The organism is Paludisphaera rhizosphaerae (assembly GCF_011065895.1).
Classification (GTDB): Bacteria; Planctomycetota; Planctomycetia; order Isosphaerales; family Isosphaeraceae; genus Paludisphaera; species Paludisphaera rhizosphaerae.
This window is the reverse complement of record NZ_JAALCR010000005.1, coordinates 252878-276440: the sequence shown is the minus strand read 5'-3', so window position 1 is coordinate 276440 and position 23563 is coordinate 252878. Positions and strand designations below refer to the sequence as shown.

Annotated in this window: 17 protein-coding genes; 12 read left to right on the top strand and 5 right to left on the bottom strand. The window is 67.7% G+C overall.

The genetic code is table 11. The features are described 5' to 3' along the window. Positions 1-10 precede the first annotated feature (10 nt). Positions 11-799 carry a DUF4058 family protein gene (locus G5C50_RS08750; protein ID WP_165067855.1) on the bottom strand — a complete coding sequence of 263 codons (789 nt, stop codon included), beginning with the start codon at positions 797-799 and terminating at the stop codon, positions 11-13. 177 nt (positions 800-976) lie between these two features. Between G5C50_RS08750 and G5C50_RS08745 the strand changes: the two genes are divergently transcribed. From G5C50_RS08745 to G5C50_RS08730, 4 genes are all read left to right on the top strand, one after another. Beyond that, entirely contained in the window at positions 977-1987 is a 1011-nt protein-coding gene (locus G5C50_RS08745; protein ID WP_165067853.1) for a DUF1559 domain-containing protein, read from the top strand. Between the two features lie 23 nt (positions 1988-2010). Beyond that, positions 2011-3159 carry a phytase gene (locus G5C50_RS08740; protein WP_165067851.1) on the top strand — a complete coding sequence of 383 codons (1149 nt, stop codon included), beginning with the start codon at positions 2011-2013 and terminating at the stop codon, positions 3157-3159. Positions 3160-3358: 199 nt separating this feature from the next. Then, positions 3359-4459 (top strand): DMT family transporter, encoded by a 1101-nt coding sequence (locus tag G5C50_RS08735; protein ID WP_165067848.1) that lies wholly within the window; start codon positions 3359-3361, stop codon positions 4457-4459. 125 nt (positions 4460-4584) lie between these two features. Next, positions 4585-6288 (top strand): ArnT family glycosyltransferase, encoded by a 1704-nt coding sequence (locus tag G5C50_RS08730; RefSeq protein ID WP_165067846.1) that lies wholly within the window; start codon positions 4585-4587, stop codon positions 6286-6288. Between the two features lie 21 nt (positions 6289-6309). Here G5C50_RS08730 and G5C50_RS08725 read toward each other — a convergent pair whose 3' ends face one another. Continuing rightward, positions 6310-7884 (bottom strand): glycoside hydrolase family 5 protein, encoded by a 1575-nt coding sequence (locus G5C50_RS08725; protein ID WP_165067843.1) that lies wholly within the window; start codon positions 7882-7884, stop codon positions 6310-6312. Between the two features lie 85 nt (positions 7885-7969). After that, complete coding sequence (locus G5C50_RS08720) at positions 7970-9151, bottom strand: S41 family peptidase (protein WP_165067841.1); 1182 nt, start codon at positions 9149-9151, stop codon at positions 7970-7972. Positions 9152-9331: 180 nt separating this feature from the next. On the opposite strand from G5C50_RS08720, the gene G5C50_RS08715 reads away from it, so the two are divergent. The 5 genes from G5C50_RS08715 to G5C50_RS08695 all read left to right on the top strand — a co-directional run bounded on the left by G5C50_RS08715 (position 9332) and on the right by G5C50_RS08695 (position 13817). Beyond that, positions 9332-9925, top strand: a complete 594-nt coding sequence (locus G5C50_RS08715) for a protoglobin family protein (RefSeq protein WP_165067838.1) — start codon at positions 9332-9334, stop codon at positions 9923-9925. 86 nt (positions 9926-10011) lie between these two features. Next, positions 10012-10497 carry a hypothetical protein gene (locus G5C50_RS08710; protein WP_165067836.1) on the top strand — a complete coding sequence of 162 codons (486 nt, stop codon included), beginning with the start codon at positions 10012-10014 and terminating at the stop codon, positions 10495-10497. A gap of 202 nt (positions 10498-10699) precedes the next feature. Next, the gene (locus G5C50_RS08705; RefSeq protein WP_165067834.1) at positions 10700-12013 is read left to right on the top strand and encodes a putative sugar nucleotidyl transferase; all 1314 of its coding nucleotides are present in this window, start codon (positions 10700-10702) and stop codon (positions 12011-12013) included. A gap of 95 nt (positions 12014-12108) precedes the next feature. Further along, the gene (locus tag G5C50_RS08700) at positions 12109-13251 is read left to right on the top strand and encodes a glycosyltransferase family protein (RefSeq protein ID WP_165067831.1); all 1143 of its coding nucleotides are present in this window, start codon (positions 12109-12111) and stop codon (positions 13249-13251) included. Between the two features lie 74 nt (positions 13252-13325). Continuing rightward, positions 13326-13817 (top strand): hypothetical protein, encoded by a 492-nt coding sequence (locus G5C50_RS08695; protein WP_165067829.1) that lies wholly within the window; start codon positions 13326-13328, stop codon positions 13815-13817. A 6-nt stretch (positions 13818-13823) separates the two neighbouring features. On the opposite strand, the gene G5C50_RS08690 is transcribed toward G5C50_RS08695, so the two are convergent. Further along, positions 13824-17036, bottom strand: coding sequence for an Ig-like domain-containing protein (locus G5C50_RS08690; protein ID WP_165067827.1), 3213 nt, complete (start codon positions 17034-17036; stop codon positions 13824-13826). A 191-nt stretch (positions 17037-17227) separates the two neighbouring features. Between G5C50_RS08690 and G5C50_RS08685 the strand changes: the two genes are divergently transcribed. After that, positions 17228-18697 carry an MFS transporter gene (locus G5C50_RS08685; protein WP_165067826.1) on the top strand — a complete coding sequence of 490 codons (1470 nt, stop codon included), beginning with the start codon at positions 17228-17230 and terminating at the stop codon, positions 18695-18697. Positions 18698-18808: 111 nt separating this feature from the next. Here G5C50_RS08685 and G5C50_RS08680 read toward each other — a convergent pair whose 3' ends face one another. Then, a complete protein-coding gene (locus G5C50_RS08680) occupies positions 18809-20377 on the bottom strand; it encodes a phytoene desaturase family protein (protein WP_165067824.1) in 1569 nt (522 codons plus the stop codon). 158 nt (positions 20378-20535) lie between these two features. Between G5C50_RS08680 and G5C50_RS08675 the strand changes: the two genes are divergently transcribed. Together G5C50_RS08675 and G5C50_RS08670 are read left to right on the top strand one after the other, a co-directional pair. Continuing rightward, positions 20536-21618 (top strand): NHL domain-containing protein, encoded by a 1083-nt coding sequence (locus G5C50_RS08675; protein ID WP_240907020.1) that lies wholly within the window; start codon positions 20536-20538, stop codon positions 21616-21618. Positions 21619-22503: 885 nt separating this feature from the next. Next, on the top strand, positions 22504-23559 hold the full coding sequence (locus tag G5C50_RS08670) for a DUF1559 domain-containing protein (RefSeq protein ID WP_165067822.1): 1056 nt from the start codon (positions 22504-22506) through the stop codon (positions 23557-23559). The last annotated feature ends 4 nt before the right edge of the window (positions 23560-23563 follow it).

The window sequence follows — 23563 nt, the reverse complement described above, 5'->3', positions numbered from 1 at the left end:
CGTGACGATTTCACGGCTCCTCGGGCAGCAACGCCTCCGCCCAGGCGTGGAGTTCGGGAGCCAGCGGTGGGACGGGAGAGGCGTCCCGGTAACGAATTCGGCGGCGGTACGGGCCGACGTCGTAGGCGCGGTCGAAGATCGCTTGAAGGTCGATCGGCACGTCGGGATCGCCGGCGAGGAGGGGGAAGGCGACCTCCGGCAGAGAGTCACGGAGTTGGATGGGGTAGATGAAGAAGTCCTCGAATCGGTCCGATCGATGGACCGAGACGTGATAATCGCAACGGCCGACCGCCTGGTGAAGGCGCTTCGCATCGACGGCCGTCGTGTGCAGGCCGCCGTGGAGCAGGTCGATCTCGACGAGGTGGACGCGGCTGGCGAGCACCTCTTGCTGCTTGCGGAGGTAAAGGTCCCGCCCTCGCTCTCCCGCCGTCTTGTTGCTGGGGCTCAGGATCTCCACCGCAGTGATCAGCTGTTCGCCCGAGTCGCCCGTCGTTCGGATTTCCAGGAAGGGCTCCCGGCGTTCGTCATGAGGGACGGTGACGACGACCGGAACGCTCCGGGTCGGCAACGCGGCGACTCCGCCGCGTTCCTGCGACGGAGATTGGAGGATGCTCGCGTCCGGCTCGATGAACCGGCCCGAGACCTCGACCCAGACCCGCTCGCCGATCTCGGCGAAATACGGAGGCGGGAGCGCGGCCTGGAGAGCCTCGCCCAGCAGGGCGATCAGGCGGTTGTGCAGCCCCGGGAAAACCGAGGGATGCTCCAGGTAGGGGTCCATTCCCGGAAACGGCGACGGCATGGCTTGGCCCTCGTGTCGGCGATCGGTCCATTCTAGCGGATCGTTTCTCCAGGAGTCAGAGCGGCTTCCAATCCTGTCTCCTTGCGAACTTCATGAAGGCTTTGCCCGTGGTTCACGGCGGGGTCGTAGGATGTCGCTCCTTGTGCGTCGATCATCCTTCTACCCGAGCCTCCACCCATGGCGTCCTCCCGGTCCCGCGGATTTACGCTGATTGAACTGTTGGTGGTGATTGCGATCATCGCCGTGCTGATCGCCCTGCTGCTGCCGGCGGTGCAGGCCGCTCGTGAGGCCGCCCGGCGGATCCACTGCGTCAACAACCTGAAGCAGCTCGGCCTGGCGGTGATGAACTATGAGAGCGCCAACGGGGCGCTGCCTCCGCAGCAGACGATGGTCATCGTCGGCAACAACCAGCCGACGTCTTACACCTCATGGGGCGTCAGCGCCCGCCTGGCTCCGTTCATGGAAGCCGGTCCGATGTACGCCGCGATGAACTTCACCTTGAAGTACAGCGACGGGGCGAATACGACCGTGAGCTACTCGCAGGTCAAGTTCCTGCTCTGCCCCAGCGAGACGAACACGAATCCGCCCGATGCGACCAAGCCGTTCGGCGTCTCGAACTACGGCTGGTCGGTCGGCGATTGGTACGTTTTCGGCGGCGGCGGGGCGGTCGACAACCGGAGCGCCTTCAGCGTCAATCGGAGCCGGAACCTGTCCGCCTTCTCCGACGGCCTGAGCAACACCCTGCTGTCGGCCGAGGTGAAGGCGAATCAGCCGCTGTACAAGTCTTGCACCACGCCCTCGGGGATCAGCGCGACCAGCTATCCCTCGGTGGCCAACTCGCCCGCGTTCGTCGCCGCCAACTACACGAACGGCTGCAAGACGGACGTCGGCCATGTGAAATGGTCGATCGGCTCGGCCTGCTACGACGGCTTCACCACGGCGATGGCGCCCAACACTCGCGTGCTGGTCGGTACGCCGAGCGTCGACATCGACTACGACACGAACGACGAGAACAACGGCGGCCCGACCTACGCCGCGATCACGTCTCGCAGCTATCACTCAGGCGGCGTCAACGCCCTGTTCGGCGATGGTTCCGTCCGGTTCGCCAAGAGCACCATCAACGGCGACGTCTGGCGGGCTCTCGGGTCGATCGCCGGCGGCGAGGTGATCTCCTCGGACGCTTTCTGACGCCTTTCCCGAGGACTTCAACCATGACCGCCCGCCACCGCTCGGCCTCGACTCGGCGCTACGCGCTCGATCCGAGCCTGGCGATCATCCTGGCCATGGGGGCCGCCGCCTCGACTGCTGGCGACGGCTCCCAACCCGTTCTGACTCCCTCGGCCGCCGTCCAGTCCGAACCCGTCCCCCACGACGGCGACGCGGCCGACGATCCGGCGATCTGGATCCACCCCGATGACCCGGCGCGAAGCCTGGTGCTGGGGACCGACAAAAAAGGAGGGCTGAACGTCTTCGACCTGGATGGTCGACGGCTTCAGATCGTTTCCGACGGCTCCGAGCCGAACAATGTGGACGTCCTCTACGGCGTCCCGACACCGGACGGCCCGATCGACCTGGCCGTCGCGGGAACCCGGGCCGAGGGGCGTCGCGGCCTCTCGTTCTGGAGGATCAATCCCCAAACGCGCTCGCTGACCGAGTTCGGCGGCGTCCCCGCCTTCTCGGTCATCGACGGCGGCGAGCCCTACGGTTCGTGCGTTTACCGAAGCCCCCGAGACGGAGCGGCCTACGCCTTCGTCACCAGCAAGACGGGACGGGTGGAGCAGTATCGACTGGAAATCCACGGCGGTTCGGTCCATGGCTCTCTCGTCCGCTCCATCGAAGTCGGCTCGCAGGTGGAAGGGTGCGTCGCCGATTCCGACCTCGGCCGGCTGTACGTCGGCGAGGAGGACGTCGGAATCTGGCGGTACGGCGCCGAGCCCGACGCCGGCTCCGACCGCGTCTCCGTCGCCAGGGTCGGCGAGCACGGCCTGAAGGACGACGTTGAGGGGCTGACGATCTATTTTGCTTCCGGCTCGAAGGGATATCTGATCGCATCGAGCCAGGGGAGCGACACGTTCCCGGTCTTCGAGCGCGATGGCGACAACGCCTTCGTCGCGACGATCGACCCGGCCGCCGGAGGACTTCCCGACGTGGGGGAGACCGACGGCCTGGATGTGACTCACGCGCCGACCTCCTCGCGATTCCCCGCCGGCCTTCTGGTGATCCAGGACGGCAAACCGGCCGACGGCCGCACCAATTTCAAGTTCTACGACTGGCGCGAAGTCGCCGGCGACGTTCTTCGCGTCGACGCCAGTCGTCCCGCCCGCCCATCTCCCACTCCGCCCGTCCTGCCCGCCAGGTAAGCCGACGATCGGCCGACCCGATTCCGGCACTCCGTCGAACCTCGGACGGTCGCCCTGCGTCTGATCGGCATGGCGCGGTGAATGGTCTCGATGGGGCTTGCCGGAACGTCTACGATAGGGGAATACCGGTGAGGCCGTCGCGCTCGCGGCGGGCTCCGGTCGATGCACGGGTCGGGCGAATTCGAGAAGTCGAGGAGTGATGAGCACGCCAGCCTCGCGGGTGGAGCAGGGGATCAGCGGGACGGAGTCCCAGGTGGAACAACCCCCCACGGAGGACGACGAACGCCGCGAGGCTCCCGAAGCGACGATCCCACACGTCGCCAGAACGCCCGACCCTCGGGCCTATCTCCTGCTGGCGACCATGGTTGTGCTGGGCTCGACGACCTCGCCGCTCGCGCAGGTGGCGGTGCGGCAGCTTCCGATCGGGCTGGTGCCGCTCCTGCGGTTCGGATCGGCGACGCTCTGCCTGCTGCCGTTCGTCGGCGCCGGCTCGATCCGTCGGCTGATCCGCGAGGACTGGCGGCGGCTGGCGGTCGTCGCCGCCTGCTGCGTGCCGCTGAACCAGTTCTTCTTCCTCACCGCCGCCAAGCTGGGGACCAACGCGCACGTCGGCCTGTTTTACGCCACGGTGCCGCTGATCGTCTGGACGCTCGCCTGGATCCTGGGGCATGAGCCGCTCGACCTCAGCCGGCTGGGGGCGATCCTCATCAGCATCGCCGGCGTGCTGGTGATCGGCCTGGGGAACATCCTGGGCGCCGACGCCGCCACATCCCCAGCGCAGACGCGCAACGTGATGATCGCCGACATCCTGCTGGTCGGCGCGGTCCTCTCGTGGGGGGCCTACGTCGCCCTCAGCCGGCCGCTGGTCATGCGCCACGGGGCCCTGCCGACGCTCGCCGGGGCGTTTCTGGTCGGCTGCCTGTTGCAACTCCCGGTCGCCGCGCTGACGGCTCCGAGTTGGGCTCCGCAAGTTCGCGATGCGTCGATGTCCGCCTGGATCTGCCTGGCTGTCCTGGCTTTCGGAATCACACCCGTCAATCTGGCCCTCCAGAACCTCGCCCTGCGCCGGCTGGACGCCAGCCAGGTCGCCGCGTTCAGCAACGTCGCCCCCGTCCTGACGGTCGTCTGGGGCGTCTGGCTCTTCCATGAGGTGCTCTCGCCGGCACTCCTCGTCGGCGGGGCCCTGACGCTCGCGGGCGTCTTCTGGACCAGCCGTCCCGCCCCCCGCCGCACGCCGAAGCCCGCCCCGCAACCGGCCTGGACCCCCGATGCGCCCGCGACGGAAGTCGTGGGCGGTTAAGGATTTTTCATTGACATTTGTTCCCCTCTGGCGTTGCCGGAATTGGGGGATTCGGCTGTGATGTCAGCCGGACACGCCGGGCCGAGGGAACGGCCGCGGCGACGGCAGCTCATGGAGGATCGCCCGTGTCGTCCGTATCGCCCGCCATCGACGGCCCTCGCCGATCGGTCGTCCGGGAGGCTTTGCTGATCGGCCTGCTGGCGCTGACGCTCAACCTCGTCGGCAACGGCCGGACGAGCTTGTGGGACCGCGACGAGCCCCGATACGCCGGCGCGACTCGTGAGATGCGCGAGAGCGGCGACTGGATCCATCCCACGTTCAACGCTGAGCCTCGCTACCACAAGCCGATCCTGATCTACTGGCTCATGCTCGCAGGCACGGCGTTGGGGGGCGACGGCCCGTTCGGCGTGCGGCTGGTCTCGGCCGTGATGGGCGTGGGGACCGTCTTGCTGACGTGGGGATGGTCTCGTCGCGTGTTGGGGGAGCGGACGGGGAGGCTCGCCGGTCTCGTTCTGGCGACGATGCCGCTGATGATGGCCGAATCGAAGCTCAGCACCACCGACGCCACGCTCGCCTTCTTCTACATCGGCTGCCAGATCGCCCTCTGGGAGCTTTGGGCTCGACCCTCGCGCGGGGCGGCGGCGACGTTCTGGACCATGATGGGACTGGCGGTGCTGACCAAGTCGCCGGCCGCGCCGGTGTTGCTGGTTGCGTCGGTCGGCTTTGGCTGGCTCTGCGGCGGGCCGAGCCCGTTCCTGTACCATCGCCGGCTGCAATGGCGATGGGGGCTGCCGTTGTTCCTGGCGATCGTCGTCCCGTGGAACGTGGCGATCCTGATCCGGTCGGCGGGCGAATACTTCAACGTGGCCGTCGGCTACCACATCGTCCAGCGGGCCACGCAGGGGATCGAGGAGCACGGCGGGTTCCCGGGGTATTACGTCGTGGTCGGAATGGCCACGCTCCTCCCCTGGGCGGCCCTGATCCCGGCGGCGGTCGCCTCGGCCTGGTCGCGACGCCGGGAAACGGCGGCGGCCGGGTTCCTGATCGGCTGGGCGATCGGCCCCCTGATCCTGCTGGAGTGCGTCCGGACGAAGCTGATCCACTACTATCTGCCGGCCGTCCCGGCGCTGGCCGTGCTGGTCGCCTGGCTGCTCGTCCGGGTGCTCGAATCACCGACCGAGTTGCCGTTCGTCAAACTCTTCCGATTCGCCCGCCGGACGATCGCCGTCAGCGCGGCGGTGATCGCGATGGGCCTGGCGATCGGAGCCGTCATGGTGCTTCCCGGCCCGATGCGGGCGCCGGCACTGACCGCGGGCGTGTTGGCGGCGGCGGGGGGCTGGTTCGTGCTTCACGAGTCGGCCGCGGGTCGGCTTTCTCGTGCGATTCTGGGCACGGTCGCATTCACCGCCGCGATGGAGCTGGTGCTGGCCGGCTGGTGCCTGCCGGCGGCCGAACCGTTCCGGTCGTCGTCGGTGGTGGGGCGTCGCCTCGCCGCCCTGGAAGACGTCACCGGCGCGAAGCCGGCTCTGTGTACATTCCGACCTCCGGGCACCGTCTATGCGCTGGGCCACCCCGCGCCGATCATCCGGAGCCGAGGCGAGTTCCTCGACCACACCGGCCGTGCCGGCGCGTTGCTGATGCCTCTCACGGCCGGCGAGTTGGAGATGCTCCGCAAGGACTCAACCTTCGAGGTCGAGATCCACGAGACGGTCGAGGGGCTCAACATCGAGAAGCTCCGCAACGAGACGCTTCACCTCTCCACCGTCCGGTTGCTCGGCGAGCCGACTCCCGCGATCGCACGGCCCGAGTCGGGGGCCTTGATCCGCTGAGGTCCGATTCCGACTCGCGATTCATCGTGGCTTCCCCGTTGGGAACCGTTCACCGGCCAGAGCCCGCTTGACCAGGGCGCCCCAGAAGGGGGTTGGCGTGTAATTCCAGTCGAGGATCACGCGCGGGGTGGCGCCGGGGTGGAACGCCCAGGCGGTCCAGTGGAGGCGATGCCCCTGGATCGCGGCGAGCATGTCCGGGGCCCACGTCGCCGGGTCTTCCTGGGCGGCGACGGGAATGAACTCCATCTTCTTGACGTCGGCGCCGACCTCGCCGAGGAAGATGGGATGCTTCTCGGCCGCGTCGAGGAACTTCCGCTTCCAATCGCGCTTCCATGGGTAGACGTGGCTGGAGTACATGACGCCGTCGCCGGATGAGTCCTTCAGCGCGTAATTCTCCAGAACGCCGGAGAGGTCGTAACCCCAGTCCAGGCCGCCGGCGATCACGACGTTCCTCGCACCGGTTTCGCGGACGGCGTCGAGGAGACCCTGCATGCCGATCGACTGGAACGAGACCAGCTTGTCGGCGTTCTCGGCGGCGACGCCGTCCCCCTCTTTCTTGCGGTCGGTCACGGTCCCGCCATTCCGCCAGACGTCCCATGAGACGTCGTGGGGCTCGTTGAACAGGTCGAAGAGGACGGCGGGGTGGTTCTTGTACTTCGCGGCGACCTCGCGCCAGAAGGCGGCGTGCTTCGCTTCGGGCGCTCGGTAGTCGTGGAGGTCGATGACGATGTACGCACCGGCGCCCGCGCAGGAGTTGACGGCGTCGTCGATGAGCTGGCGATAGGCCTCGGGTCCGCCGGCCTGGCGGAAGTCGTTGCCGGCCCAGAAGGTCTCGCGGACGGGGAGCCGGATGCAGTTCGCCTTCCAGTCGCGGGTGGCAACGGCGATCGACTCCAGGATGTGCTCGCCGCCGGCCGACCACTCCAGGCTGGGGATCGCGACCCCCTGGAGCCATGCCTCGCGACCGTTGGCGTCGACCAGCCGCTTGCCCTCGACATGCAGAGCAGGGGGGAGCCTGTCCGGGGCCGGCGCGGCGATCCTCGCGGCGGGAGTCGGGGGAGGCGGCGTGTGCAGGTCTGAGGCGGGTACGGCGTCCAGCGTCACGTCGTCGAAATCGAGCCGGCCGGCCTTGGCCTGGAAGAGCGTGAACATAAGTTCGAGCGATTTCGCTCCTTTCGGAACCCGGAAGACCTGCGTGCGTTCGTCCCAGTGCTTGGAGGTTCCGACGAAGTTCGGGGGCGACGGCGAGGGCTCCAGCTTGCGGCCTGACGCGTCCTTGAAGTTCATCATGATCCGGCCGTCGAACCAGGCCTGCTTGCCACGCTCGATCTTCTCGAAGCGGACCTTGTAGCGGAGGCGAAGCGCCTCGACGTCCTCGGGGAGCGTCACGGTTCGATGGACGAGCACGGTATCGCCCGACTTGGGGACGTGCAGCCGGAGGAAGTGGTTGTGTCCTTCGGCCTCATAGGTCGCGCCTTTGGGGCGACCCCAGGATTCACGGCCTTCGAAATCGCCGCCAGGGAGCAGCGGCCGAGCCTCCTCGGCACGCGCGGCGAGTGCGACGATCAGGAATGCGGCAAGTGCGGTTCGTCGCATGGATCGTTCCTCCGGTCGATCGGCGCGGGAATCCTTCTTCAAGCTTGCTCCGTGCCGATCGCGGAAACCAGGGGGAGGTCCCGCCTCAACGCGTGGCGGTCGCCGCCTCGTCGAGGGCGGCGTCGAGTTGCGGGTCGGCGCCCTCGGCGTAGCGGAGGCGGTCGGCGACCTCGACGTCCACCGGCACCCCGACGCCTTCCAGTCGCTCGCCATCGACGAGGACGTCGCAGCCGGCGAGATAGAGGAGTCCGTCGCCCACGGGGAGGGCCTGGCCGGCCAGGACCGCGCCGGCCGTCCGCTCGCCGACGAGCGTCCCCAGGCGGTGTTTGCGGACGGCGAAAGCGACGATCTCCTTGCCGCTCCGCGAGCCGCCGTTGATGAGCAGAACCAGCGGTTTGCGCCAGTGGGGAGCGTACCGTGAGCGGACGCCGTTGCTCGCGACGGTCTCGAGTACCGGCGGCGATCGGTCGAAGAGCGAGACGAAGCCCGGGTCCGCACCGCCCCAGCCGCCGCGGAAATCCAGCACAAGGGCGTCGGCCTCGGCGAACTTCCCGAGAATCGCATCGCGGACCGCCGATTGCGGTTCCTCGCCGGCGGCGGAGAACATCGGCATGTAGGCGATCTTGCGGCCTTTCCGTTCGATCACCTTGGCCCCGTGCCGCTGGTCGGCGAGCCACTCGCGTTGCGGTTCGGTTCGGCCCGGAGTGACGACGACCCGCCTCGGCGGCTCGCCCTCGCGGCTGCGAACTTCCAGAACAACGCCGCGGCCCGCCTTGCCGCGGAATGAGACGACCGGCCTGAAAGGCTCGCCGTCGGCGGAGACGATCTCGTCCCCGCGTCGGAGTCCCGCGAATTCCGCGGGGCTCGCCGCGAAGACCTTGCGGACGAAGCCGCCCGGCGCGACGTCCACGCCGATCGAATCGATCATCGGCGGTTCGCCTTCTGGTTTGATCTGGAAGATGCACGCGAGGCCGTAATACTCCGGGTCGTCCTTCGTGAAGTAAGCCGTGTGCGAGGCCTGTAGATCCTTCAGGACGCGGCGGGTCGCCTCGGTGAAGGCGTCACGGTCGTGCAGTTGGTCGGCGTAATGTTCGTGGCGTGCGACCCAGGCGCGGGCCCGGTTCGCATCGTAGAAGTCGCGGCCGACCGCCGCCACGATTTGGCGACCGTGTTCGGACCAGTCGTCGGCGAGAACCGCGGCCGGCAACAGGGCTTCGGCAATCACGATCAGAGCAAGGTTTCGAACCGCCTTCCATCCGCGCGCCATGGGAAGTCGCCTTTCAAGATCTGGTGTCGATCGAGTCGGGCCTTGGGTTCGAGTTTGCTCGTGCGGCGACCGTCGGGCAAGTTCGGCGTGGACTTCTCGAATGCGCCGAAATCGACGGGCCTCGTCGGGGTCGAGTAAACTGGGGCGTTCCCTGGCTTCGATGTCGAGAGGTGGAAGGTCGTGCAGCACATCGACGAGCGACGTCTCGAAGAGGACGTCGAATACCGGTTCCGTTACGTCGCCGAGTACATCGGCTTCGGCGAGGAGGACGAACGCGCGATCCACGAGGCGTCGTCGCTAACGCTTCCGCTGGTCCCGAAGATCGTCGATGCGCTCTATGACGCTTTCCACCGCCATGACGCCACCTGGCGGCACTTCCTGCCGCGGCAGCAGGGGAAGGCGGATTTCGGGGCCTCGCTGGATCGTCGGCTCAATGAATTGACGCCCAATCACGCGATGGTCAAGACTCGCAAGCACTCGCTCGGCCGCTACTTCGTTCGGCTCATGACCCAGCCCTACGACGCTGCCATGATCCAGTACATGGACGCCATGGGCCGCATCCACAAGGCTGAAACCCACCGCGCCCGGCTCGACATCCCGCTCGTCCAGATGAACGCCTTCATGGGCCAACTGGCCGACGTGATGTTCACGCTGATCCACGGCCTGGAACTCGACCCCGCTCGCGAGCACGCCCTCATTCGGGCTTACTCCAGGGTGTTTTGGCTCCAGAACGACCTTGTTTCCCGGCATTACCTGAAGTTGGAACAGCGATGACGGACGACGCGTCCCTCCTGCCGGCTCCGAAGGTTCGCTCCCAGGGAGAGAAGACTGGGTCCACCGGCAGGAGGGCCCGTGGCAAGATGCGTTTCGCGGTCCGATCGGTGTTGTTGGCGTTCGCGGTCGTTGTGGGCGTGGCTTGCTATATCACGCTGACCGAACACGAGACTGGCGAGCATGTCGCGAGTGTGTCCTGGCTGCCTGAAGAGGCGACCGACGTCACGTATTCCAGGAGCTACGGACTCACCGAGGCCGAGTTCCGCATTCCGGAGCCGGCCTTCCTCGCCTGGGCCAGAAAGCGCGGCTGGGACCTCAAACCGATCGAGCACGCGATCACTGTCCCAACGGCGTTCGGGTTAACGTCGCACAACCCGGCCGTCGCTCTCGCGCGGGCTCCGGCCAATGTCCAGGATCAGCTCCAGGAGGCCTACCAGGACTGGCTAAGCAAGGCTGAGGTTCGTGTTCACGACGGCTGGCAGGCCGAGTACAGGCAGGACAACGGCGGGGGCTATCGTGTGGTCTATGCGCGGAAAACCGGTCGGGCCCACTACCGGACGAGTCCGCGATAGAAAGCGGCGAGGCTGGATTCTCGACGAGCGCCCCTAAAATACCGCAAGGAACAGCGCCGTATTCGACTCGGAACCTCGTCTGGCCCGATTTGGGACATCGAGCTAGAATCCGGCGCGAATCTCCGGGACCCGCCCTGCGCGTCTCGGAATCGCGATGGATCGAGCGAGCGCACGGAGACCGCAACGGATTGGGGGAGCCACGATGCGTCTTTGCCTGGTCGAGGATCTCGCGGCGGCTGGACTGGAGCCCCTTACGCTCACCCGGCCGGTTTACGACCTGTTGCTCGGGGCCTCGACGCTGGGCGAGAAGATCGCCCGGGCGTTCGGCGTCGGGAACGGCCCCCAGAGGCGTGGGGCCCTGATTCGCAACCACCTGGCGGAAGTCCAGCGGCGACGCGATCCGCACGTCGTGGTCAACGATCGCGACTGGCTGGCGCGCGGGCCGGTGGTGGTCGCCCGCGGCCGATGGGTTCCGCCCGAGGGCTTTGAGCCTCCCTCTGGCGGTCCGTGGGTCGGCCTTTGCGACGGCCGCCCGGCCTGCGCCTGGGTTGGGCCCGACGACGTCCTGGGCCTGGAATGGAACAACGTCGACGACTGGTTCGACGGCCTCCTGGCCCGGCACTCGGGCGACGAGATCGGCGGCGAGTGGATCGACCGGCCTTGGGACCTCGTCACGGCCAACGGCCGGCACCTCGAGCGCGATTTCGCCCGCGAGGGGAAGCCGGCCGTCAGCAACCGTCAACTGGCGACCCTGGCCCTGGTCGGCCCTTCGGACCGGCTTCGGCTGCATGAAACGGCCCGCATCGACCCTTACGTCGTCTTCGACGTCACCAACGGCCCGATCACCGTCGGAGCGGGGGCCTGGATCCAGCCGTTCACGAGGGTCGAAGGCCCCTGCGTCATCGGCGCGGAGAGCCAGCTTTTCCGAGCCAACGTCCGGGGGGCGGTGACGATCGGCCCCAACTGCCGGATCGGCGGCGAGGTCGAGGCGTCGATCGTTCACGGCTATTCGAACAAGTACCACGAGGGGTTCCTCGGCCACGCCTACGTCGGCGAGTGGGTCAACCTGGGGGCGATCACCTCCAACAGCGACCTCCGCAACGACTATGGCGAGGTCTTCGTCCCGCTTCAGGGCGACCCGATCGCCACCGGCCAGGCGAAGGTCGGCTGCTTCGTCGGCGACCATACCCGCACCGGCATGGGCTCCATGCTCAACACGGGCACTTCGGTCGGCGTGATGTGCAACGTCCTGCCGGCAGGGCTGTTGCTGCCCAAGCACGTCCCGTCGTTCACGGCCGTGTTGTACGGCCGCGTTGAGCCGGGCTTTGCTCTCGACCAGCTTTTCGCCACCGCGAGGATCGTCGCCGGCCGTCGCGGCAAGGTCTTCGACGAGGTCGACGAGCGGCTCTATCGGACCCTCTTTGAACAAACCCGCCTCGAGCGCGAACGCGCCTTTCAACGCTCCTCGCAGCCTCGCCGCGACGCCTGGCCGGTCCTTCAAGCCGCCCGGCGGTGATCGACGAGCCGACGCACCTCGGGGCGGTCCGCTTGCCCGGCCGTCGCGAGGTGCGGTAACGTAGCCCCTCCACGAGGACGAGGAGGAGGCCGACGATGGCGAAGCGGGCGGGAACGAGTGCGAAACCGGGCGTGCTGGTAGTCCACGTGACGAGCCACGGCTTCGGCCACATGAACCGAACCGTGGCCGTGCTCAACAAGGTGCCGGCCGAGATCCCCATCATCATCCGGTGCTCGCCCGACCTGTTCCCAAACTGGCGAGAGCGTCTGCTTCGCCCAGCCGATCTGGACGCCCACGTCTCCGACTCCGGCGCGGTCAACCCGATGGGCGGCAGCGGCTCGACCGACGCGGCGGCGACCCTCGAACGGGCGATCGCCGTTTATCGCGAGTCGCTTCCTCGGGTCGACGACGACGCCGAATACCTCCGTCGCGTCGACGCCGCCGCCGTGCTCTCCGACGCTCCGCCGCTGCCGCTGGTCTCGGCCCGTCGCGCGGGAGTTCCGGGCTGGCTGCTGGCCAATTTCACCTGGTACGACATCTACAAGCCTTACGCCCAGGACGCCAGCCCGGAGGCGAAACGCCTCGTCGCCGATCTGAAGGCGGCCTATCGCCAGGCCGCAGGGGTCTTCCGCGCGGAGCCCGCCCTCAAGATGGGGTGGCTCCCCAACCAGACGGACGTCGGCCTGGTCGCCAACCCGGGCCGCGATCGCACCAAGGAGCTGCGCGGCCTGCTGGGGCTTGGGAAAACGGAGAAACTTGTTTATTTCTACGTCGGTCGATACGGCCAGGACGACCTGGACTGGGGCCGACTGGCGTCGTTCGCGAGTCGCGGCGTCCACTTCGTCGGCTATCACGCCGCGCCGGCGGGAGCCCTGCCGAACCTGCACCTGGTCTCGGCCTCGGAGTGGTCGGGAGGCGACCTGATCGCCTCGACGGACGCGGTGGTCGCCAAGGCCGGTTATGGGACGATGAGCGAGGCCATGGCCCACGGTCGGCCGATCCTGTATCCGCCGCGCGTCGGCTTTGCCGAATACCGGGCCCTCGACCGCGCCGCGAGATCCTGGGGAGGCGGCGTCCCTGTCGCCTCGCGCGACTTCGCCGCCATGCGGATCGGCCCGGCCCTCGACTGCGCCTTCGCCCTGGGCCGCCTCAAGCCGCCGTACGCGCCGGATGGAGCTGCGCAAGTCGCCGCGCATCTGGCGAAGCTCTGCCGCCCAGCGAAGGGACGAGCGGGATGACGGAGGACGATTCCTCATCAACGGCAACACCGAACGCACCCAGTAGCCGTGGGGGCTTTCGGCTGAGTTCGTTGATGCTGGCCGTTGCAGCGGTCGCGGGCGTCCTGGCGATCACGCCGCCGCAGCATGTGTCGGTTGTGGCGTTCTTCTTCGGCGTGACGACGCCCATCGCGTTCGTCGTTCGGCGTGCGAAGGGCGCGGGTTGGCTGGCGTCTTACGGGTGGGTCGTCGTTCTCTATCCCCTCATCGCCCTCACGCTGGTGTATTTCTTGTGGTTCGTGATCTGGATCAGAGGGGGGATGCCGCCCGGCGTTCATCCCAGAAACGTCGGGGGGCCGATCGGGGCGGCCTACGCCGCCGCGCGCTTCGGGCTGCAAGGGTTGGGCGTCGCCGTATGCGCCGGTCCGTCAATGACGGTCATGTGCATCGGCGACTGGGTCATGAAACAGGACCAGGCGACGGGACGCGCCGCCGTCTTGATCCTCAGCGGGATCGCCGCCTGGATCCTCCTCGTGGGGATCTATATGAACGACGCGACGCGAACGTTCCAGTGGTTCCTCTCCTGACTCGGCTCACGCCTTTCGGATCGTCGACAGCCTGCTGCCGGCGAAGGTGAGGCGGGCGCGGAAGTCGGCGCCGGTGTTCGAGCCGCCGGAGGGGAACGTACCGGAGAACGAGCCGTCGAGCGGGTTGCCGGCGATGTCTTGGATGCCGAAGGTCCGTCCGGCCGACGAGAGGACCGTCAGCAGGTACGCGCCGTCGACGATCCGCGAGCCGAAGGTCAGGCTCACCGTTTGCACGCCGTTCGTCGAACCAGGGGAGACGATGATCGAGGCGATCGGCCGGGCGGCCCCGTTCGAGGTGGCGAAGGTGTAGGAGGCCGCGTCGCGGGCGCGGGCCAGATCCACGCCCGTGCCGGCGTCGGCCTGGCCGCCGAAGTCGCGGACGCCGATCGAGATCCGTGAGGAGAGCGGCGCGGCGGTGAGGGACCAGATCCGGGGGCCGACGGTGTCGATGACCAGCGGAGTGGTGAAGGTGTAAGACCCGTTGGCCCAGGTCGACGTGCTCGTGGAGACCGCCTGGATCGTGTACGTGCCGTCGGCCAGGGGGACCGTCGAGGTGATGGTCCATGCGCCGGCGGCGTCGGACGCGACCGAGCCCAGCCGGACGATCGTCCCGCCCGCGCCGGCGGTGATCGCGTAAACGTCGATCCAGGCGCCGGCGATGCCGCTGACGCCCTGGAAGGTCGGCAGGACGACGTTGGTAATCCCGTCGGAATCAGACACGCCCGAGTCGCTGGAAGCCGCCAGCCGGCCGTAGAGAGCCGGGGCCGTCGCGGTGGTTCCGGACGAGCCGTCGACCTGGAATGTGATCGGCACGCCGGCGATGGTGGTCTCAGTGGTGCCAGCCCCGCTCACGTAGATCTTCGGCGTGTAGACGCCCGCGTTGGTGTAGGTGTGCGTCCCCACGATCTCGTAGGCCGAGGGATTGCCCGAGATGGCCTGGATGGTCCCGTCGGAGTAAGTCCCGTCGCCCCAGACGATCGTCGCCGCCAGGCCCTCGGGCGAGAAGCCGTCGATCGTGGTGGTCAGGATCCCGGCGACGACGTTCACCAGGGGGGACCGGGCCGTGGTCGTGATCGTCTTCGGCTGGAGCGTGAAGGTCAGGGCCGAGGAGTTATAGACCTGCACGTCCTCGTAGTTCCGCACCGCGATGGTCGTCGAGAGTCCCGGGAGTGCGGGGATCTGGAAAGACCCGGTCCCCAGCGGAACGAAGTTCGACGCCGAGAGGTCCAGGCCGCCGGCGGCGATAAACAGCTTGTCCTCGTACGGCTCGCCGTCGTTGGGGTTTGAGCCGGAGCCTCCGTCGAGGCCGACCGAGATCGCATCGGCCGTTCCCGCGAGGTAGAGGACCATCGAGTCGGACGCGTCGTTCTGAACTCCGAAGACCGAGATGTCGATGGGCGTCGACTGGATCCGGATGACGTCGGCCGTCGGCAGCGAGGCCGGGGACGCGTCCTCGATCGACAGCTTCTGGAGGCCGTCCACCGGCAGCTTGTCCTGCGTCACCTTGTCGACGTTCGAGACGTAATTGAGGACCGTCGTCACCGAGCCCAGCGACCATCCCCGCAAGATCCGGACGGACGACTTCGCGGATACCAGGTAGCTCGCCAGATAAGCCGCGGCGTTTGCTTCGGACAGAGCCAACGCCTGGCCTTCTGTGATCGAGACGCCGGCGCTGATCGTCAGGGTGGAATCAACCTTCGCCGAGACGACCGTGCCGTCGGGGAGCGTCCGCTGACCGTCCACGGCTCCGGCCATGATGTCGTAGAACCAGCGGTACGAGGTCGCCGTCGTCGCGTCGTCGATCAGCGGAGCGGTGGCGGTCAACTGGTAGGCGATGTTCCGAAGGCCTCCCGACGCCTCGGTCAGCGCGATGGTCCCCCGGTACAACGGCAACGCCGTGACCGCCTCAGTCGAGAAGGCTCCCGAGGGGGGCGAGCCGACGAAGGCCAGCGCGTACTTCGAGCCTGGGTGGATGCCCGTCGCGCCGACGTAGGTCAGGCCGACGTTCGGCTCGCCGGCGGTTCCGGTCGCGGGCCCGTAGGGGAGCGGGTCGCCGGTGCTGTAATCGACCATCAGCGACGCGCCCTGATTTCCGGACGCGTTGATCCCCAGGCTGTGGACCGACCCCGGCTGGAAGAACAGCCCGCCGACGGCCGGGTTGTCCTGATCGCGCAGGGCCGCATATCCAGCGCCTGAGGCCCTCGTGAGGAACCAGTTCGGCGTCCCGCTGAGCGAGCTCGTGTGGTTCCAGAAGTTGGCGACCTTGATGTTGGCCGCCCCGGACGAACCCAACACCACGAAGTCGGAGTCGATGCCGTAGTTCGTCCCCCGGACGCTCTCCAGGTAGATCGTCGACGAGGCGCCCCCCTGATACGTCACGGGGGCGTCGATCGAGGCGACCGAGACGCTCGCGTCGCCGGCCGATTTGATCGCCAGCTTGCTCCCCGTCGCGGAGGCGGTGCCGATGATCGAGAAGTCCCGGTGCGCCGGGCCGACCGATCCGTCGATCGTCGTGACGACGCCTCCCGCCGTTCCCTTGATGAGGTAGAGGGGGCTCGGAGAGGTCGTGTCGGACGTCCCCTTGACGGTCAGGGTCGAGACGCCCGAATACGTGATTCCCTTGAAGTCGGCCGCGACCGTCGCGTTGGTCGACGTGATCGTCGTCGCCGACACGGCGTAGGTCGGTTTGACGCCCGCGGCATAGACGGCCGGCCCGTCGTCGACCAGCAGGCTGTTCAGCTCGGAGCCCGTCGCGGCCGAGACCGTGATCGGCCCCTGCAGCGCCCGGACCCCACCCGTGGCGGCCGACACGTCGTCGCCCAGGATCACCTTTTCCGAATCACCCGTGAGAACGATCTGGGTGGCGACCCCCGTGCTCTGCACACGGATCGTCTGGCTGTCGGATACGGCGTCGAATTGCAGACGCGCCGGGCCGGTCACCGTCACGGTGGTCGTGCCCGAGCCGGTCGTCGGCAGACTCGCGGCGTTGCTCGTCACGTCGATCGGGTTCTCGGCCGTCCCCACCGCGAAGGTGTAGACGTTCCCCGTGCGGGAGACCACCAGCGTCTGAGCGGCCGCCGGGTCGGTCTTGTAGACCAGCGAGCCGTCGGCCGCGATGTCGATCGACGCGTTCAGCAGCCTTCGAGCCTCCAGGTGCTCGAACGCCAGGCGCATCCCCGCCGATCTTCCACGCCGCCGTCCGCCGAATCCCCGCGCCATGCTGCCGCCTCCCCGATGCCTGCCTCGCGACGTCACTCTCGGATTGCCTTCCATTCTTTCCTATCCACCCTATTTTCGCAAGTCGGCCGGTCTCAGCCTGTCGCGGCAGGACCACATCGGCATGAGGCGTGCGAAGGCAGGGGGGGAACGGAAGGGCTTCCTTCTTCTAAGTACGTAAGAGGTTCGGCCGTATGACGACTGTCTCGCCGACCACGTCGGAATCATTTCGGACTCAGGTCCCCGCCCGGATGGACCGTCTCCCCTGGAGCCGTTGGCACTGGTTGGTGATCGCGGCGCTGGGGGTGACGTGGATCATCGACGGACTTGAGGTGACGTTGATCGGCTCCTTCGGCGCTGTGCTGGAGGATCCGGGGACGCTCCACTTCACGGGCTCGCAGATCGGCCTATTGGGGACGGCTTACCTGACGGGGGCGGTTTCCGGGGCTCTGGTCTTCGGCTGGCTGACCGATCGTCTGGGGCGGAAGAAACTGTTCACCGTGACGCTGGGCCTGTACCTGGCAGCGGCCTGTGCAACGGCCTTCTCATGGGATTTCTGGAGCTTCGCGATATTCCGGTTCCTGACCGGCGCGGCGATCGGCGGCGAGTATTCGGCGATCAACTCGGCCATCGACGAGTTGATCCCGGCGCGGGTGCGGGGATGGACGGACCTGGCGGTAAACGGAACGTTCTGGTTGGGCGCGGCAGCCGGCTCGCTGGCCAGCATCGTCCTGCTGGACCGTCGGCTTTTGGACGTCAACGTGGGCTGGCGGTTGGGTTTCGGCCTGGGGGCGGCACTCGGGTTGGTCGTGATCTTCCTCCGTCAGCATGTTCCGGAGAGCCCCCGGTGGTTGCTCACGCACGGCGAGCCCGAGGAAGCCGAACGCGTCGTCGACGAGTTGGAGAAGGAGATCGAGGCCGACCCGAAAGTCGGTCAGTTGCCAGAGGTCGACGAGGAGATGGCGATCAAGCCCCGGGGGCCGATCGGCTTCGGCGAGCTGGCGGGGGTGATGCTGAGGACCTACCCCGGTCGGACGGCGCTGGGCCTGGCGCTGATCGTCTCGCAGGCGTTCCTGTACAACGGCGTCTTCTTCACGATGCCGTTGGTGCTCGCCAATTTCTTCGGCGTGGAGCGTGACCGCGTGGGGCTTTACTTGCTCCCGTTCGCGTTCAGCAACTTCCTCGGGCCGGTGACCCTGGGCCGGTTCTTCGACACCGTGGGTCGCAAGCCCATGATCGCTGGGACGTATACGATCGCCGCCGTGCTGCTGGCTCTCACTGGATGGCTGTTCTGGATCGACGTTCTGACGCCGGGCACACAGACGGCGCTCTGGGCGCTGGTCTTCTTCTTCGCGTCTTCGGCCGCCAGTTCGGCCTATCTGACGGTAAGCGAGATCTTCCCCATCGAGCTGCGCGGCATGGTGATCGCCTTGTTCTTCGCCACCGGCACGCTCGTCGGGGGGACGCTGGCCCCCTGGCTGTTCGGCTCGCTGATCGACAGCCGGTCGCGGACGAACCTCTTCTACGGCGACCTTTTCGCGGCCGTCCTCCTGATCGCGACGGTGGGCGTCGTTCTCGTTTTCGGCGTGAAGGCCGAGGGGGCTTCGCTGGAATCGGTCGCCCGGCCGTTGTCGGCCGAGGAAGCCTCGACGAACAGCGCGTAGAAGTCCTACGACACGCCCGCCGTTCGGATCCGCGTCTCGCCTTCCGCCGCCGCGCCGTAGGCGTCCGTCCTCGTCGCCGTCGCCATGAAAACCGCCCTCGGTGCCGGTGGATCAGCCTCCGGTCGTCGTTCCCGCCATTGTGCCACCGAGCCTTCCCCGTTCCTGGCGTTCGTTCTGCAATCCTCGACGCATCGCGCGGCGGGAGTCCCAGCCTTTGCTTTGGAGCAATTGCTCCGCGACGATTTTCGCCCCGAGGCAGCATGCGACGGTCCCCAGGCCCGGCCAGACGCCGTCGCCGACGAGCCGGATTCCGGGAACGCCGACGTCGTGGGGGATCGCGTTCTGGTTGGCGATCGAGGGGGTCAGCTTTGATCCGCCCACGGCCCCTCGGGGACGACCCGTGAACCGTGCGTAGGTCCGGGGTGTGCCCACCTCGTAAACCACCGCTGACTGGCCCAGGTTCGGGAAGACCCGTCGGGCGAGGGTCAACAGTCGGTCGCCGGCCTCGCGCTTGCGGGCGGCGTAGTCCTCGGGTGAGAGCCCCTCCCACGGCGACAACTCGCAGTGCGTGGAGATCATCACGGCCCGGAAGCCGGCCGGGGCGCTCTCGACGTCGCCGGGACTTGATACCGACATGAACATGTTGTTACCATTCCCGAGCGGCTGGTCGTAGTCCTGCATGAGCTGGTGGTGGGTGAAGGTCTGGCCGTCGACCTCGCGCTCGGGCACGCCCAGGAAGACGACCATGGCGCCGCCCATCGCATCGGCGTTGCGGCGCAGGTGAGGCTTGAGCGCCTCGTTCAACTCGGGAGGTCCGATCTTCGCGGCGATCGGCGGCGGGACGGCCATCACCACGCGGGCCGCCGTCAGGTGGTCGCGACGCGTCTGGATGTGGAACGATCCCTCGCGGCCGTCGACCCGCTCCACCGCTCGGCCGACGCGAATCTCGCCCCCCAACTCGCGGTAGCGCGCCGTCAGCCGCCGCCAGAATCCCCGCATCCCACCCCGAGCTCGGCCAATGCCGGCCCCTCGCATCGTCACCCCGAGCGCCGCGTTGATCAGCGGGGCGTCCTCGAGCGTGCTGTGGACGGTGTCTTCGACGAGCATTCCGAGCATCCCCGCGAGTGGCTTGTCCTTCCGTAGACCGGCCGATCGGAGGGCGTCGGCCATCGTCCGGTTCAGATGGCGAGCCAGAAACAGATCCCTCAGGCCGATGGTTCGGACGGCCCGGAACACGTCGGCCGGGTTCTGGAACGGCAGTTTGACGCCGTTGCGGCTCGCCCGCCAGAAGACCTCGGCCAGCCGGTCGATCAGCCCCCAGAAGGCTCGATGCGCCGGGGTGTCGCCGAAGGCCCGCATCCGCTCCACGGCCCACGCCGAGGCGTCCCGATGCAACGTCACCCGACGATCCGGCAACCACGCGACATACCCCGGGAGCATCTCGATCTCGGGATCGACCCCCAAATCGGCCAGCAGTTCGCCGCCCAGGCCCCCCGGGCCGAAATCCACCAGAGTCGTCGCCCCGACGTCGAACGAGAACCCCGCACGCCGGTAGAACCCCGCACAGCCGCCCGGCTGGCCGTGGCCCTCCAGAACCACCGTCGAGAGCCCCCGCGCCTGGAGCCTCGCCGCCGTCGCCATTCCCGCCAGGCCCCCTCCAACCACGGCTACGTCGTACATGGCCGAGCCTCCGTCGATCGACCTGATTATCTGGTTTCGACGGACTGTATCATAATTTCAGAAATCGCGGAAATCATTTCTTGTGCGAAACGGATGGAATCCGCGATGAGGGCCGACGGTCGTGCTACCATGACCGGCAATTAGGAGGGATGCGACTCATGAGCTTCTTCGCGATGCTGGCGGCGGCCGTGGTGTTGGCGGGGCCGGGGGATGAAACGAAGTCCCGGATCGATGCGATCGTCGGCACGGGCGAGGCGGGGTTCTCGGGCGACGGCGGGCCGGCGGCGAAGGCCCGGCTGAACCAGCCGTTCGACGTGGTTTACGACCGGGACGGAAACCTCTATCTGTCGGACACGGGAAACCAGCGCATCCGGCGGGTGGACGCGAAGAGCGGCGTCATCACGACGGTTGTCGGCGACGGCTCGAAAGGATTCGCGGGAGACGGCGGGCCGGCGACGGCGGCGAAGCTGGACGAGCCCTACGGGATGGCGATCGACGGCGACGGGACCCTGTATTTCGCCGATCGGCTAAACCGTCGCGTGCGACGGGTCGACGGGCGAACGGGGGTCATCACGACGGTCGCGGGCAACGGCGACAAGACGACCTCGGGCGACGGCGGGCCGGCGACGGCGGCGGGGATCGTCGAGCCGAACGACGTGTCGCTCGACGGTCGCGGCCGGCTGTTCATCGCCGACGTTTCGGGCCATCGCGTGCGGGTGGTCGACCTGGCGACGGGGAAGATCGCGACGTTCGCCGGCGACGGCAAGGGGCGTCATGCAGGGGACGGCGGGCCGGTCGCTTCGGCCTCGTTCTTTGGGCCCCGCGCGATCGAGGCGCTCGACGACGGCGCGGTCCTGATTCTGGAACGCAACGGCCACTCCCTGCGCAAGGTCGCCCCGGACGGGACCGTCTCAACGCTCGCCGGCGGGACGAAGGGTTACAAGGGGGACGGCGGCCCAGCGCGTGACGCGGTCTTCGACGGTCCCAAGGAACTCGACGCCGGTCCCAACGGCGACCTCCTGATCGTCGACACCGAGAACCACACGATCCGACGCATCGACGGAAAGACCCACACGGTGACGACTGTCGCCGGCCACGGCAAGAAGGGTCCTGAAGGCGACGGCGGCCCGGCCGTCGCCGCCGGTCTGGCGCGCCCTCACGGCGTTGCTTTCACCCCCGACGGCCGCTCCTTCGTCATCGGCGATACGGAGAATCATCGCATCCGCCGCGTCGTTCCGTGAGACATTGTCCGCGCCGGTTGGCTGCAAGAGCCTTCTTGACATCCCCCGAGTCGGTGGCTGAGGATATGGCGTCCACCTGACCCCACGCCCTCCTCCCTCAGGTCCCATGACCAGGCGAGCGCTGCCAACCTGCCCGACCTTGCTCCGTCGGATCGTCGCGATCCTGGCGCTGGTCGCGGTCGGCCCTGCGGTCTCGTGGGGATCGGCTCCGGCCGTCAGCCTGAGCGGGGAAGCCGCCGACGAACATGCTCTGAACTGCCGTTGCGGCAATCATTGCCGAGGTGCATCCTGCTGCTGCGGTCCGAAGAAGGCGAAGCCGCCACTCTCTTCCGACGCCTCCACGCCAGTTCCGAAGGCCGCGGAGGAGGAGAGTTCCGGGCCCTGCATGGGCGACGTCCCCTGCGGCGATCCCGTCGCTCCAACGGCCATTCCGACGGGCCCGACGGCCAAGTCGGCGGCGCTCGTCGAGCGGATGGATCTGCGACGGCCTCACAGCGGCCGCCGACTCCTTCCTCCACCGGCTTCAACGCTCCCTTCACCTCTCGCCTCTCGCCTCGAAAGACCCCCGCGCGGGGATGCCTCGGCCTGAGCTCGGCTCGGGCCTCCATCGCGACGCTTCACCAGCCGTCGCTCCAGTCGGCCGTTCCGTCCGGCATGAGTTTGCCGCGATTCGACCCGGTAGGGCGAGCTCCTCTCCCTTCTCCGATCCGTGGAGAAACGAGGATCTCGGTTCTCGCCGAAGTCTTGTGCAACTTACGTTGAACGGGATCAGCCTGCGCGGAGCGATGGATCGAGCTACATCCGTGATATGAACGCGTAACGGTCGACGCCGACTCGGGCCGGCCTGCGCCTCAGGCATCCTCGAATTCGGAACATCTTATTCTCATGCGACGTCAACGAGCCTTCACGCTGATCGAGCTGCTGGTGGTCATTGCGATCATCGCGGTACTCATCGCCCTCTTGCTCCCCGCCGTCCAGGCCGCTCGCGAGGCGGCTCGGCGGATGCAGTGCACCAACAACCTGAAGCAAATCGGGATCTCGCTGCACAACTACCATTCGGCGGTCAACTGCTTCCCGGTGGGGTTCCTCTATCCGCAAAACAACCAGGTCTACCCCGGGGTGCCCGCCTTGCATTACCGCTGGTCGGTTCTCGCCCAGCTTTCGCCGTACCTGGAGCAGACGAGCGTCTACAACGCGCTCAACATGAACTGGCCTATCGCGGCCGGCCCGTCGACCGTCCTCGGCACCGCCCCCTGGACGCCGTTCCCGACGAATCTCACGGTCATGTCGGCGAAGGTGAGCTTCTTCCTCTGCCCGAGCGATCCCGCCACGCCCCCCTCGCCGCTGGCCGGCGGGCTGACCTCGGGGCCGAGCAATTACCACTTCTGCACGGGGGACGGATCGCCCGGCAGCGCGAATCCGGGCGACGCGGGATTAACCGTCGTTCCCAACGGCGCCTTCGTGCTGGGGCCGGCGCAGTCGGTGGCCTCGGTCGCCGACGGGTCGAGCAACACGGCCGCCGCGTCGGAGCAGTTGATCGGCCCGGCGGCCGGAGGCGCCTCGACCCAGACTGGGGCGACGCCCATGCCGTCGGACGTGCGCCGGGCCGCCGCGATCGGATCGACCCCGCTTTCGGACGCCGGTTGCTCCACCCCGAGCGGCTGGCGGCTCGACAAGGGCTTCGGCTGGTGGGACGGCGACTACCGGACCAGCCTTTACAACCACTACCTTACGCCGAACTCCAAGCTCTACGACTGCTGGCAGTCGAGCCCGCCGCACAACCCGGCGTGGAAGGCCGCCCGCAGCAACCACTCGGGCGGCGTAAACGTTCTGTTTTGCGACGGCCACTGCCAGTTCGCCAAGGACTCGATCAGCCTTCCGACGTGGCGCGGAATCGCGACCCGCAACGGCGGCGAGGTCGTCTCCTCCGACGCGTTCTGAGGAG

Bases quoted from the DNA above. Each gene is read 5' to 3' on its own strand.
- G5C50_RS08750 (WP_165067855.1), bottom strand. From the start codon at position 799: ATGCCGTCGCCGTTTCCGGGAATGGACCCCTACCTGGAGCATCCCTCG.
- G5C50_RS08745 (WP_165067853.1), top strand. From the start codon at position 977: ATGGCGTCCTCCCGGTCCCGCGGATTTACGCTGATTGAACTGTTGGTG.
- G5C50_RS08740 (WP_165067851.1), top strand. From the start codon at position 2,011: ATGACCGCCCGCCACCGCTCGGCCTCGACTCGGCGCTACGCGCTCGAT.
- G5C50_RS08735 (WP_165067848.1), top strand. From the start codon at position 3,359: ATGAGCACGCCAGCCTCGCGGGTGGAGCAGGGGATCAGCGGGACGGAG.
- G5C50_RS08725 (WP_165067843.1), bottom strand. From the start codon at position 7,884: ATGCGACGAACCGCACTTGCCGCATTCCTGATCGTCGCACTCGCCGCG.
- G5C50_RS08720 (WP_165067841.1), bottom strand. From the start codon at position 9,151: ATGGCGCGCGGATGGAAGGCGGTTCGAAACCTTGCTCTGATCGTGATT.
- G5C50_RS08710 (WP_165067836.1), top strand. From the start codon at position 10,012: ATGCGTTTCGCGGTCCGATCGGTGTTGTTGGCGTTCGCGGTCGTTGTG.
- G5C50_RS08705 (WP_165067834.1), top strand. From the start codon at position 10,700: ATGCGTCTTTGCCTGGTCGAGGATCTCGCGGCGGCTGGACTGGAGCCC.
- G5C50_RS08700 (WP_165067831.1), top strand. From the start codon at position 12,109: ATGGCGAAGCGGGCGGGAACGAGTGCGAAACCGGGCGTGCTGGTAGTC.
- G5C50_RS08695 (WP_165067829.1), top strand. From the start codon at position 13,326: ATGCTGGCCGTTGCAGCGGTCGCGGGCGTCCTGGCGATCACGCCGCCG.
- G5C50_RS08690 (WP_165067827.1), bottom strand. From the start codon at position 17,036: ATGGCGCGGGGATTCGGCGGACGGCGGCGTGGAAGATCGGCGGGGATG.
- G5C50_RS08685 (WP_165067826.1), top strand. From the start codon at position 17,228: ATGACGACTGTCTCGCCGACCACGTCGGAATCATTTCGGACTCAGGTC.
- G5C50_RS08680 (WP_165067824.1), bottom strand. From the start codon at position 20,377: ATGTACGACGTAGCCGTGGTTGGAGGGGGCCTGGCGGGAATGGCGACG.
- G5C50_RS08675 (WP_240907020.1), top strand. From the start codon at position 20,536: ATGAGCTTCTTCGCGATGCTGGCGGCGGCCGTGGTGTTGGCGGGGCCG.
- G5C50_RS08670 (WP_165067822.1), top strand. From the start codon at position 22,504: ATGCGACGTCAACGAGCCTTCACGCTGATCGAGCTGCTGGTGGTCATT.